General features: G+C 58.7%; 9 protein-coding genes and 1 pseudogene. 9 read left to right on the forward strand and 1 reads right to left on the reverse strand.

The window, feature by feature from the left end:
• The 9 genes and pseudogenes from MHK09_RS06655 to tuf form a co-directional block, all read left to right on the forward strand.
• Positions 1-1,814, forward strand: a pseudogene (locus MHK09_RS06655) (hypothetical protein); the annotation flags it as partial.
• Positions 1,815-2,438: 624 nt separating this feature from the next.
• Positions 2,439-3,053 (forward strand): ECF transporter S component, encoded by a 615-nt coding sequence (locus MHK09_RS06660; RefSeq protein ID WP_250413057.1) that lies wholly within the window; start codon positions 2,439-2,441, stop codon positions 3,051-3,053.
• Between the two features lie 14 nt (positions 3,054-3,067).
• Entirely contained in the window at positions 3,068-4,495 is a 1,428-nt protein-coding gene (locus tag MHK09_RS06665) for an ABC transporter ATP-binding protein (protein ID WP_250413058.1), read from the forward strand.
• Entirely contained in the window at positions 4,488-5,258 is a 771-nt protein-coding gene (locus MHK09_RS06670) for an energy-coupling factor transporter transmembrane component T family protein (protein WP_250413059.1), read from the forward strand. Before MHK09_RS06665 ends, MHK09_RS06670 begins: the two co-directional genes overlap by 8 nt.
• 26 nt (positions 5,259-5,284) lie before the next feature.
• Entirely contained in the window at positions 5,285-5,836 is a 552-nt protein-coding gene (locus MHK09_RS06675) for a nucleoside/nucleotide kinase family protein (protein ID WP_005327984.1), read from the forward strand.
• A 232-nt stretch (positions 5,837-6,068) separates the two neighbouring features.
• Complete coding sequence (rpsL, locus tag MHK09_RS06680; RefSeq protein ID WP_005322866.1) at positions 6,069-6,440, forward strand: 30S ribosomal protein S12; 372 nt, start codon at positions 6,069-6,071, stop codon at positions 6,438-6,440.
• 6 nt (positions 6,441-6,446) lie between these two features.
• Positions 6,447-6,914 carry a 30S ribosomal protein S7 gene (gene rpsG, locus MHK09_RS06685; RefSeq protein ID WP_005322865.1) on the forward strand — a complete coding sequence of 156 codons (468 nt, stop codon included), beginning with the start codon at positions 6,447-6,449 and terminating at the stop codon, positions 6,912-6,914.
• Between the two features lie 323 nt (positions 6,915-7,237).
• Complete coding sequence (gene fusA, locus MHK09_RS06690) at positions 7,238-9,367, forward strand: elongation factor G (protein ID WP_250413060.1); 2,130 nt, start codon at positions 7,238-7,240, stop codon at positions 9,365-9,367.
• A gap of 393 nt (positions 9,368-9,760) precedes the next feature.
• Positions 9,761-10,951 carry an elongation factor Tu gene (gene tuf, locus MHK09_RS06695; RefSeq protein WP_150850534.1) on the forward strand — a complete coding sequence of 397 codons (1,191 nt, stop codon included), beginning with the start codon at positions 9,761-9,763 and terminating at the stop codon, positions 10,949-10,951.
• 222 nt (positions 10,952-11,173) lie between these two features.
• Here tuf and MHK09_RS06700 read toward each other — a convergent pair whose 3' ends face one another.
• On the reverse strand, positions 11,174-12,868 hold the full coding sequence (locus MHK09_RS06700; RefSeq protein ID WP_250413061.1) for an ABC transporter family substrate-binding protein: 1,695 nt from the start codon (positions 12,866-12,868) through the stop codon (positions 11,174-11,176).
• Positions 12,869-12,975: the final 107 nt, after the last annotated feature.

Consider the following 12,975-nt stretch of genomic DNA (forward strand, 5'->3'; position numbering starts at 1 on the left):
TTGAGAATCCGACTGATGGCATGACTGGTGAGGTCCTGGATAAGGACGGTAATCCGATTAAGGATGCGACGGTTGAGGTTGATCCGAACACCGGTGACATTAAGGTGACGGTGCCGGAGGGTACTGAGTCGCAGGATGGCAAGGTTGTTGTCAAGGATAAGGATGGCAAGAAGGTCGGTGAGGTTGATGTGAAGATCACCAAGCCGAAGGATGACCCTGAGAATCCTGGTACTGACCAAGAGCCGAAGGATTCTGATAACGACGGTCTGACCGACGACGAGGAGAAGGAACTCGGTACCGATCCGAATAAGGCCGACACTGATGGTGACGGCATCAAGGATGGTGACGAGGTTTCCGGCGAGGGTAACAAGTTCGACGGTAAGCCGACTGATCCGACCAAGGCCGATACCGATGGTGACGGCACCAATGATGGTTATGAGGTCAACCATAAGGATAAGGACGGTAAGCCAGCTCCGACTGACCCGAATGATCCTGGTTCCAAGCCGGTTGTGGACTCTGACAACGATGGTCTGACCGACGATGAGGAGAAGGAGCTTGGTACCGATCCGAACAAGGCTGACACTGATGGTGATGGCCTAGACGATGGTGAGGAGGTTTCCGGCGAGGGCAATAAGTTCGACGGTAAGCCGACCGATCCGACCAAGGCTGATACTGACGGTGACAAGGTCAATGACGGCACCGAGGTTAATAACAAGGACAAGGACGGCAACGACAAGCCGACCGATCCTAACGACCCCAACTCCAAGCCGGACGCAGACGACCAGAAGGATTCTGATGGTGACGGCCTGACCGACGACGAGGAAAAGGAACTTGGCACCGATCCGAATAAGGCCGACACTGACGATGATGGAATCAACGACGGTGACGAGGTAGACGGTTCAAAGAACCCGTTCGATAAGGATGGCAACAAGGTTGCTGACGGTGAGAACGGTGCACCTACCGATCCGACCAAGGCTGACTCTGATGGTGACGGCACCAATGATGGTGATGAGGTAACCGGTTCTGAGAACAACGGTGAGCCGACTAACCCGAATGACCCGGACTCCAAGCCTGGTAATGACCAGGGGGCAACCTCCGTCGATAAGTCCGGTGTGAAGGATGTAAAGCCTTCGGGTGAAGACCAGAACACTGGCATCAAGGTGACCAACCCGGATGAGGGCACCAAGGTCTCTGCTACGGATAAGAATGGCAAGGACGTTCCTGCCAAGATTGATGACAACGGCAACGTTGTTGTTACTCCGGGTAAGGATGTTGAAGGCCCAATTACCGTAGTCATCGAGGACGAAGACCTTGATGGTGGTAAGGCCGAGGTTGAGGTCGGCGTTAAGGGCGAAGAGCCGGACAACCAGGGCGGTTCTTCCGACCTGACTGGCGGTTCCTCCTTGCCGGACCTGTCTTCTGGTTCTTCCAATGTTGATTGGAAGCGCTGTGCACCGGCTGCTGCTGGTGTAGGCATCCCGCTGCTGTTCCTGCTGCCGATTGGTCTGGCTTCCCAGATGAACATCCCGGGCTTCTCCCCGCTGGTGAAGCAGGTTTCTGCTCAGATTGATGGCATCAACCGTCAGCTGGGTGCACAGAATACTGCGCTGCAGAAGCAGCTGGGCATCTACAATGGCCCGCTGGCTCAGCAGGCAAATCAGATTAACCTGATGCTGAAGAAGGTTAGCCCTGAGGCTGGCCGCATTGGAGGTGGCATTGCACTGGCAGCCGCTGGTGCTCTGGCTCTGGGTCTGGTGGCAAACGCTTGTTCTCCGAACGGCGGTTCTTCCAGCTCCTCCAGCTCCTCTAAGTAATCGGTTCCGTGTGGGGCTTCGGCCCCACACTTCCGCGCCACGGGAAGGGCGTTAGCTTCCCGTCTGCTAGGGAATGAGATGCTGCCGGAGCCGGGGTGAGTCCCGGTTCTGGTGGGTGTCTTTCCTGCTAGGGCCGAGGAATGTGGTTTCAGTTTCGGAATTGCGAAAACTCCTGTATTGTTTCTGGCGTTAACATCGAAGTAGATATTTTGCTGAAATTCTCGCCCAATGCGGCTTAGTAATTTCATAAGACTTGGATTCTCCTGAGGTATTTTTTCCTTTCCTTAGAACCTTTGACTAGAGGATCCATGGAGCCCCGTCGCGGAAGTAAGAGGCCGCGGCGGGGCTCATTTATGTCCTGGCCTGTTTGGGTGGGGGAGAAGGGGGCGTCGGCAAGCGGGGGCTTGTGGCGAAACTAATGCTGGTGCGCTGGGGAGGGCTTGCTAGGATGAATGCAGCTTTTGGTCAGGTTGTCTTAAACTCCTGGCGCAAGCGTTTGAGAACTACACACATCACGGGTGCTCGTCCGCTGCCAGTGGGTAGCTGCGATGGGCTGAGACGCCGCCAGATGCGCGGTGAACCGTAGAACCTGATCCGGGTAATGCCGGCGAGAGGGAGGAAATTATGACTACTAATACACGTGTGTCCGCTGCCCCGAAGCGCAGCCTGAACTGGCGCGTGGTCGATATTGTGGTGGCGTCCGTTTTGGGCGTGGCCTGCGGAGTTTTATTCCTGGTATGGAATGCAGTGGGTTATGCCTGGTTTGAAGCCATGGACGCTGTGACCCCGGGCCTGGGAGGCATTGCTACTGGCATTTGGCTTATCGGTGGTGTGCTGGGTGGCCTGATTATTCGCAAGCCGGGTGCGGCCATCTATGTTGAGGTTTTGGCCGCCACCGTGTCGGCGGTGCTGGGCTCCCAGTGGGGCATTAGCACCCTGTACTCGGGCCTGGCGCAGGGCATTGGCGTGGAAATCATCCTGGCGATCTTCCTGTATCGCAAGTTTGGCCTGGGAGTATCCATTCTGTCCGGCATGGCAGCTGGCTGGGGTGCCTTTATCCTGGAGCTATTTACCTCCGGCAACCTGGCTCGCTCCTTTGAGTTCAACCTCATTTACTTGGTTACCTTGAGTATCTCCGGCGCTATCTTGGCTGGTGCGCTGGGCTTCTTCCTGGTGAAGGCGCTGGCCAAGACCGGCGGCTTGGATCGCTTTGCCGCAGGCCGTGAACAGCGCGCTTAGGGCGTGTTGTGTCCGTGTCTGATTGTGCATCATTGGCGGGAAACGCCACCAAGATAGCGGCCCGCGGATTCGGTTGGACCCATGCCGGGCGCAGCGAGGCGGCTCTGTCCGATATTGACGTAGTTATCGAGCCAGGGGAACGCGTGCTTTTATGCGGTGACTCCGGATCGGGCAAGTCCACCCTCCTTGCGGCGATGGCCGGGGTGCTGGGCTCCGATGAGGAAGGAACCCGCACGGGTGAGCTTCTCTTGGAGGATTCCAGCGGCCTGGTGGAGGAGCCGGGGCACACCATCCCGGTGGGGCTGGTGCTCCAGGACCCGGATTCGCAGGTGATCTCCGCGCGCGTAGGCGATGACATTGCCTTCGGCTGCGAAAACCTGGCCTATCCGCGCGAGGAAATCTGGCGCCGCGTGACCGCCGCTAAGGAACTGGTTGGCCCATTCGTGGATCTGGATTTTCCCACCGAGCGGCTCTCCGGTGGGCAGAAGCAGCGCTTGGCGCTCGCCGGAGTCATCGCTATGGGTGCGGGCGTAGTGCTTCTCGATGAACCCACGGCCAACCTTGACCCCGCCGGCGCACGCGATGTGGTGCGCGCCGTATCCAGGCTGGTGGAAGAAACCGGCGCGACGCTCGTGGTGGTAGAACACCAGCACGCGGCGTGGGACGGCGTGCTCGACCGCGCAGTGGAGCTGGACCGCGGACGCATCGTGGCCGATACCTCCTTTGCCGAGGTGGCTCAGCGCCGCCAGGTCTCCGGCCTGCCGCAGGCGCGACGCCTCAGTGAGGCCGAGCTTGCCCAGCGCGACGCCGCGCTGTGGAGCACTGACCTCGTCACCCGCTATGGTCCGCCGCGCACCATTGCACTGCCGGCGGGAGCCTCCACGGTCATTACCGGGCCGAATGGTGCGGGTAAGTCCACCTGGTTGATGACCATGGCTGGGTTGCTGCCGGCAAAATCCGGTGAGATCGGGGTGGCCGATTTCGTGCGTCGCGGGGTCAAGGGGTCGCCGCTGCGCTGGAAATCGCGCGAGCTGGCGGACCGCATTGGCTTTGTCTTCCAGAACCCGGAGCACCAATTCGTCGCCCGCACGGTGGCCGAGGAACTACGGGTTGCGCCCAAGGTAATGCGCGTGGACCCGCCGGAGGAGAGGATCGCGCAGCTGGTGGAATCACTCCGGCTGGAGCATCTCTTGGGGGCCAACCCGTTTACGCTTTCAGGCGGCGAGAAGCGGCGCCTATCGGTGGCTACTGCCTTGGTCACCGCGCCGTCGGTGCTGCTCTTGGATGAGCCCACCTTTGGGCAAGACCCCCAGACCTTTGTGGAGCTGGTGCGCTTGCTGCGGCAATTGGCAGATGATGGCACCACCATCGCCTCTATTACCCATGACCCGCTATTTATCCAGGCCTTGGGGGATCACCGAGTGGAGGTGCGCGGTGCCTAATCTTTTGCGCGGAGCTAACCCGCTTAGCCGCATCTTTTTGATGTTTATCTGGGTTACCCCACTATTGGCCTCCATTGACTGGGTCTCGGCCGCGGTGTCGCTGACGCTTACCCTGATCCTCGCGCCGCTGTGCGGGGTGTCATGGGGGCAGCTATTAAAGGGCGGTTGGTTCCTCTTTCTCATTGCGCCGATTTCTGGCATCTCGATGCTGTTGTATGGCGAGCCTGGTGGCACGGAGTACTTCAGTTGGTGGCTCATCGCGGTAACGCAGAACTCGCTGACCCTCGCGATCGCCATCACACTGCGTGTCTTTGCAGTGGCGCTGCCCATGGTGGTCTTGGCTCGCGATATTGACCCGACGGAACTGGGCGATGCGCTTTCACAGATCCTCAAGCTGCCCTCGCGCTTTGTCATTGGTGCGGTCGCCGGGGTGCGTATGATGACGCTCTTCCAGTCCGATTGGCAGTCGTTGGGGATGGCGCGCAGGGCGAGGGGACTGACGGACGTCGGCAAGCTGCAGCATTTGCTGACCATGTCCTTTGGCCTTCTGGTAATTGCGCTGCGCCGCGGTGGCAAGTTGGCAACCGCCATGGAGGCGCGCGGTTTTGGCCGTACCCCGCCTGGCGGTGGGAAGCGCTCGTGGGCGCGTGAGTCGCGGCTACGGGCCCGCGATTGGTGGATTATGGCCTGCGGCGCCGTCCTTGCTTTCGTACCGGTGGTAGTTTCGGTACTCACTGGGGCCTGGAGATTCTTCGGCCTATAAACCGCGAAAGCAGTGATTGAGCGACCATGGACTTTGATAGCCAACAAGAGCGCCTTTTAGAGGACATCGTCAAGCTGGCCGCAGCCAGAAAACGCGCCTTCAAGCCGGTGACCGTGCTTATCGACGGCCCCTCGGGCGCCGGCAAAACCTGGACCTCCGCCGCGCTGGCTGAGCGCACCAATTGGCGGGTGGTGCACCTCGATGAGTTCTACCCCGGCTGGCATGGCCTGGAAAAGGGCTCCGACATGGTGGGCGAGCAGGTATTGCGCACCATGAACCCCGGCTACTGGCGCTGGGATTGGGAAGCAGGTGCCCCGGGGGACTGGGCCAGCCTGGATGTGCGCGATGACCTCATCGTGGAGGGCGTGGGCTCGGTAACCGCCGCCAATATTGCCGCGGCCAAGGAAAGGGGAGCGGTAGTCAGCGTGCTTATCGACGGCCCCCGTGACCAACGCCGCGAACGCGCCATCGCCCGCGAACCTGGCTACGAACCGTGGTTTGAAACGTGGGAAGAACAGGAAAAGGACTACTTTGCCACCAAGGCCGCCGAGGCGGACCTGGTCTGGGAATGGTCCTAGCAGGAGGAAGTCGCCGATCGCGTTTTGTATAAAGCGCGGTCGGTTTGCTACTCTAAACGTCAGTTCACTATGCGTGCCATAATGGCGCGCGGTGAAGAGTCTGATCCTTAACAAGGCACCGGCCTTGGAAAGAGTTCTGGACATGCGGCAGCGCCCCGGGAAAGAGCGCCCATTTTCGCATGTTTGGTTCCTTTCTTTTGGTTTCGGTGCGATTCGACAGAAAGACTGTTAAATGCCAACTATTCAGCAGCTGGTCCGCAAGGGCCGCCACGATAAGCGTAAAGAGGTTTCCACCGCTGCGCTGAAGGGTTCCCCGCAGCGTCGCGGTGTGTGCACCCGCGTGTACACCACCACTCCTAAGAAGCCGAACTCCGCACTGCGTAAGGTTGCTCGTGTTCGCCTGACCACCGGTATTGAGGTTTCCGCCTACATTCCGGGTGAGGGCCACAACCTGCAGGAGCACTCCATGGTCCTCGTTCGCGGCGGCCGTGTGAAGGACCTTCCTGGTGTTCGTTACAAGATCATCCGCGGCGCTCTGGATACCCAGGGTGTCAAGGACCGTAAGCAGGCACGTTCCCGTTACGGCGCAAAGAAGGGACAGTAATAAACAATGCGTAAGAATGCTGCTCCGAAGCGTCCTGTAGTCAAGGACCCGGTATACAACTCCGAGCAGGTAACCATGCTCGTCAACAAGATCCTCCAGGACGGCAAGAAGTCCACCGCAGAGCGCATCGTCTACGGCGCTCTCGAGGCTTGCCGTGAGAAGACCGGTACCGATCCGGTTGGCACCCTGGAGAAGGCACTGGGCAACATCCGCCCAGACCTCGAGGTTCGCTCCCGCCGTGTCGGTGGCGCTACCTACCAGGTGCCGGTTGAGGTTCGCCCTGACCGCGCTAACACCCTGGCACTGCGCTGGATGGTGACCTTCACCCGCCAGCGTCGCGAGAACTCCATGATCGAGCGTCTCGCAAATGAGATCCTGGATGCCTCCAACGGCCTCGGCGCTTCCGTTAAGCGTCGTGAGGATACTCACAAGATGGCAGAGGCTAACCGCGCCTTCGCCCACTACCGCTGGTAATTTCAGCACCCACATCAATGGCCCAAGCAACGAGAAACAAGTTTCGCGCTGGCTGCCGGCAGTTTTCCTGCCGCGGCAACACAAAACTCCATATCTCTTGCTTGGGTCATTTTTTGCCCTAATGGGTGTGATCTCTGGGCGGTATACCTGCCCAGTCCAGCGGCATCGTGGAGTGTCCAGTACACTGAAGCGATGGAAGTCTAGGGGCAGGCTGCTCCGAGGACGGCCAAATAGTGGCAAAAATTTACATGACCTTATCCATGCAGGCGTCATAGCCAGAAACCTGGTCACGGCGTCGACGACTATTAAGTTGGGGTATAAACGTGGCACAAGAAGTGCTTAAGGACCTGAACAAGGTCCGCAACATCGGCATCATGGCCCACATCGATGCTGGTAAGACGACGACCACCGAGCGTATTCTCTTCTACACCGGTATCAACCGTAAGGTGGGCGAGACCCACGACGGTGCTTCCACCACTGACTGGATGGAGCAGGAGAAGGAACGCGGCATCACCATTACCTCCGCTGCCGTGACCTGCTTCTGGAATAACAACCAGATCAACATCATCGACACCCCGGGTCACGTTGACTTCACCGTTGAGGTTGAGCGTTCCCTGCGTGTTCTCGATGGTGCCGTCGCCGTCTTCGACGGTAAGGAAGGCGTTGAGCCGCAGTCCGAGCAGGTGTGGCGTCAGGCAGCTAAGTACGACGTTCCGCGTATCTGCTTTGTTAACAAGATGGACAAGCTGGGCGCTGACTTCTACTTCACCGTTCAGACCATCATCGACCGCCTGGGCGCCAAGCCGTTGGTTATGCAGCTGCCTATCGGCGCTGAGGATGACTTCGACGGCGTTGTCGACCTGCTGAACATGCAGGCAATCACCTGGCGCGGCAAGGTTGAGACCGGCGCTGAGCCTACCTACGAGGAAATCCCAGAGGACCTCAAGGACAAGGCGGAAGAGTACCGCGAGAAGCTGGTTGAGACCGTTGCTGAGTCTGACGAAGAGCTCATGGAGAAGTACTTCGGCGGCGAGGAGCTCACCATTGAGGAGCTTAAGGCCGGCATCCGCAAGCTGACCATCAACTCCGAGGTTTACCCGGTTTACTGCGGTACCGCATACCGCAACAAGGGTGTGCAGCCACTGCTCGACGCCGTGGTTGACTTCCTGCCGAGCCCGCTGGACGTCGGCGAGGTTATCGGCCACGAGGTAGGAAACGAGGAGAAAGAGCTTACCCGTAAGCCTTCCGTTGAGTCCCCGTTCTCCGCACTGGCATTCAAGATTGCTGCTCACCCATTCTTCGGTCAGCTCACCTTCACCCGCGTTTACTCCGGCCAGGTCACCCCGGGTACCGAGGTTATGAACTCCACCAAGGGTAAGAAGGAGCGCATCGGTAAGCTCTTCCAGATGCACGCCAACAAGGAAAACCCTGTTGAGCAGGCAGATGCCGGTAACATCTACGCTGTTATCGGTCTGAAGGAGACCACCACCGGTGACACTCTGTGTGACAAGGATGACCAGATCATCCTCGAGTCCATGGACTTCCCGGATCCGGTTATTAAGGTTTCCATCGAGCCGAAGACCAAGGCCGACCAGGAGAAGCTGGGTACCGCTATCCAGAAGCTGGCTGCTGAGGACCCAACCTTCACCGTTGAGCTGGATGAAGAGACCGGCCAGACTGTTATCGGCGGCATGGGCGAGCTCCACCTTGACGTTCTGGTTGACCGCATGAAGCGCGAGTTCAAGGTCGAGGCAAACATCGGTAACCCGCAGGTTGCCTACCGTGAGACCATCCGCAAGAAGGTTGAGTCCATGGAATACACCCACAAGAAGCAGACCGGTGGTTCCGGCCAGTTCGCAAAGGTTATCTGCACCATCGAGCCGTACAACCCGGACCCGGAGACCCTGGAAGAGGGCGAGTCCGCAACCTACGCATTCGACAATGCCGTTACCGGTGGCCGCGTTCCGAAGGAATACATCCCGTCCGTTGACGCAGGTATCCAGGACGCAATGCAGTACGGCTACCTGGCTGGCTTCCCGATGGTTAACATCAAGGCCACCCTGGAAGACGGCGCTTACCACGACGTCGACTCCTCCGAGATGGCCTTCAAGCTGGCCGGCTCTCAGGTCTTCAAGGAAGCAATGGCCAAGGCTAAGCCGGTTCTGCTGGAGCCGATGATGGCCGTTGAGGTTGTTACCCCTGAGGAGTACATGGGTACCGTTAACGGTGACATCTCCTCCCGCCGTGGCCAGGTCTTCGCTATGGAAGACCGCTCCGGTGCGAAGGTTGTTAAGGCTAAGGTGCCGCTGTCCGAGATGTTCGGTTACATCGGTGACCTGCGTTCTTCCACCGCAGGCCGCGCCAACTTCACCATGGTCTTCGATTCCTACGCCGAGGTTCCTTCCTCCGTGGCACAGGAGATCATCGAGGAGCGCACCGGCGGTGCTAACTAAGCGCTAGCCCCCGTCTCCTCCGCGGTTTAGTCGGGCTGGTACTCTTCGCCAGTAGATGCCAGACCCGCCGCGGGGCGGGACAACTGGGCCAGGGTAGCGGCGGGCTGAGTTTGCAGCTTAGTCTTCTAAGTTGTGAGTTGAGCCGGCCGTTACCCTCCCAGGATCCTTTTCAAAAGATTCTTGTCGAGGGAAATGGCCGCGATTTTTCGCGGGGTTACCTCCTATAACGGCGGTTTGAAAAAACCGCGACATAAATCTAGGATCGTGTAACTGGCACGTAAAGAAAGCGTCATTAGCGCTTTGCCCCACATACTGTGGGTCGGGTGCCAATGACAACTGTCAACCACGTGGCTGCGAAGGTCGTAGCCACCATATAGTCCAGGAGGACATACAGTGGCAAAGGAGAAGTTCGAGCGTACGAAGCCGCATGTGAACATCGGCACCATCGGACACGTCGACCACGGCAAGACCACCACCACCGCAGCGATCACCAAGGTTCTGGCTGACCAGTACCCTGAGGAGAACGAGGCATTCGCGTTCGACATGATCGACAAGGCTCCTGAGGAGAAGGAGCGCGGTATTACCATCAACATCTCCCACGTTGAGTACTCCACCCCGAAGCGCCACTACGCACACGTTGACGCTCCGGGCCACGCCGACTACATCAAGAACATGATTACCGGCGCTGCTCAGATGGACGGCGCTATCCTGGTTGTTGCTGCAACCGATGGCCCGATGCCGCAGACCCGCGAGCACGTTCTGCTTGCTCGCCAGGTTGGCGTTCCTTACATCCTCGTTGCACTGAACAAGTGCGACATGGTTGATGATGAGGAAATCATCGAGCTCGTTGAGATGGAGATCCGTGAGCTGCTCGCAGAGCAGGACTACGATGAGGAAGCTCCTATCGTTCACATCTCCGCTCTGAAGGCTCTCGAGGGCGATGACAAGTGGGTACAGTCCGTCGTTGACCTGATGGAAGCCTGCGACAACTCCATCCCGGATCCGGAGCGCGCTACCGACCAGCCGTTCCTGATGCCTATCGAGGACATCTTCACCATTACCGGCCGCGGTACCGTTGTTACCGGCCGTGTTGAGCGTGGCCGTCTGAACGTCAACGAGGACGTTGAGATCATCGGTATCCAGGAGAAGTCCCAGACCACCACCGTTACCGGTATCGAGATGTTCCGCAAGATGATGGACTACACCGAGGCTGGCGACAACTGTGGTCTGCTTCTGCGTGGTACCAAGCGTGAGGACGTTGAGCGTGGCCAGGTTGTTATCAAGCCGGGCGCTTACACCCCGCACACCAAGTTCGAGGGTTCCGTCTACGTCCTGAAGAAGGAAGAGGGCGGCCGCCACACCCCGTTCATGAACAACTACCGTCCGCAGTTCTACTTCCGTACCACGGACGTTACCGGTGTTGTTCACCTGCCAGAGGGCACCGAGATGGTTATGCCTGGCGACAACGTTGAGATGTCCGTTGAGCTCATCCAGCCGGTCGCTATGGACGAGGGCCTGCGCTTCGCTATCCGCGAGGGCTCCCGCACCGTCGGCGCTGGCCGCGTTACCAAGGTTGTCGAGTAATCGACACCCCGTAACCGCTCAGTAGAGCTTTAAAGAGTCCGCTTCACCTTAGGGTGAGGCGGATTTTTTGATCTTTGGCCACCAAAGCTGCGCGCGGAGCAACCGCTAGTGGTTGATGCCGTATGCGTGGACTTTAAGGGCAAAATGAAGCCTCCCGCGGCATCGTCTGTTCGGAATGCTGCGGGCGGCTTTAGCGCATCGCGCTAGAGGCTTTTAGTGCTTTTACTTCTCCCAGCCGATATCTTCCTTGGGGAGGATGGCGAAGCCGTTGGCGCCATAGTTGGCCAGGCCCTTCTTCACGCCGACCATCTGTGGGCCGTTGGCGAACGGGAGGATGCCGTAGTGACCAAAGGCCTCCGACTCGAGTTCATTGACGCGGTCAATCTGCTCCTCCTTGGTGGGCAGGTTCTGCAGTTCCTCAATCTTCTTATCGAATTCCTTGGTGCCGGTGCTCGACATGTTCAGCGTGGAATCGCTGGCGTAGGTCTGGCCAAAGTATGCGACGCCGAACGGGTCAGAGGAGGCAAACGCGGAAAGGAAAAGGTCGAAATCTCGCTCCGAGGTTACCTTGGAGAACTCGGACGAAGGGCGCTCTTCAATCTTGAGGTCAACGCCGACGTCCTTGAGCATCTTTTGCACTGCTGCGGCGAGGGACTTCGATACTTCATCGTCGCCGATGAGGATGTAGCGCAGGGAGAGCTTCTCGCCGTCCTTAGCGTAGATACCATCATCGCCCTGCTGGTAGCCGGCGTCCTCTAGCAGCTTCTTGGACTGCTCGGGATCGAACTTGATGACGTCCTTGATGTTGTCCTTGTAGCCTTCCTGAGTGGAGTAGAGGGTAAGGGAGCCCGGCATTTCCTCTTCGTAACCCAGTCCGTTATAGCGGATTTCGGCGAGCTGATCGCGGTCGATGGCGGAGAAGACGGCGTGGCGTACATCCTCGTCCTTGAGCTGTGGTGCCTTGGAGTTGAGGGTGAAGATGACGTTGGCGGGGCGCAGTGCGGCGCGGACATCGATGGCATCGCCCATCTCGCCGGCAATGGTGAGGCTGTTCTTATCGGCCACACCGGCGGCGTCGATTTCGCCAGCTTGGAAGGCGTTGATGGTGGCCTGGGATTCCATGACGCGGAAGCTTACCTTCTTCAGCTTCGGCTTATCGCCCCACCACTTCTCATTGGGCACGAGGGTGAGGGTGCCACCCTTGAAGTCCACGTTATCCACCTTGAACGGGCCGGCGCCGTACTGCGGGTTCAGCTTGCCCAGATACGCCTTGTCGAATTTCTCTGGGCTATCGATGGCGGGGTGGAGAAGCTCGTTGAAGAGGCCCTGCCACCACGGGTACGGGCCGTCGAAAGTGACAACGACGTCCTTGTCGGTAGCGCCCTTTTCCACGGAGGTGATGCGCTCGAAGCCATCGGTGGCGTTTACCTGGACGTCTTCATCCTTACCGTTGTTGAAGCGCCAGGTATTCTCAAAGGCCTTCCAGTCAATAGGCGTGCCATCGTTGAAGGTGGCATCCTTGTTGACCTTGAAGGTGACGACGGTGTTCTCGCCCTTCTTATCTTCCTTGACGTCGTCGATGTAGTCGGGGTTCGGGGTGTAGTTTCCCTCGCCGTCGTACAGCGCAAGCTGTGGGTTGTACCAGCCCCAGACCTTGCGGGTATCGGCGGTCATGTTGGCGTGGAACATGTTTTGCTGCTCAGTGAGTTCATCGAGAGCGAGGGTGAGCTCGCCGTCGTCCTTGAGCTCGTCGCGGGACTTTTCGTTGTAGTCGCCAGCCGGATTAACCTCGATGTCGAGGCCGCCGACTGCCTTGGTGGAGTCGCCGTCCGAGTTGGCGGCGCAGCCGGTGAGGGCGAGGGCTGCGGCGGAGAGGGTAGCTACGGTAGCAATCCGGAAGCGAGTGAACTTTTTCATGGTGGGGTTTCTCCTTGAGTGAGAGGAAGGTGAAGGTTGCGGTAGCGGGGTAAGCTGCCACAGCACTTCAGGTGTGAGGTTAACTATATATAACGCGCGCTGTGTGA

It is taken from the genome of Corynebacterium tuberculostearicum, from assembly GCF_022347235.1.
In the GTDB taxonomy this organism is placed as follows: Bacteria; Actinomycetota; Actinomycetes; order Mycobacteriales; family Mycobacteriaceae; genus Corynebacterium; species Corynebacterium tuberculostearicum_F.

Excerpts from the sequence above, each read along its gene's own strand:
- MHK09_RS06660 (WP_250413057.1), top strand. The coding sequence starts at position 2,439 with ATGACTACTAATACACGTGTGTCCGCTGCCCCGAAGCGCAGCCTGAAC.
- MHK09_RS06675 (WP_005327984.1), top strand. The coding sequence starts at position 5,285 with ATGGACTTTGATAGCCAACAAGAGCGCCTTTTAGAGGACATCGTCAAG.
- rpsL (WP_005322866.1), top strand. The coding sequence starts at position 6,069 with ATGCCAACTATTCAGCAGCTGGTCCGCAAGGGCCGCCACGATAAGCGT.
- rpsG (WP_005322865.1), top strand. The coding sequence starts at position 6,447 with ATGCGTAAGAATGCTGCTCCGAAGCGTCCTGTAGTCAAGGACCCGGTA.
- MHK09_RS06700 (WP_250413061.1), bottom strand. The coding sequence starts at position 12,868 with ATGAAAAAGTTCACTCGCTTCCGGATTGCTACCGTAGCTACCCTCTCC.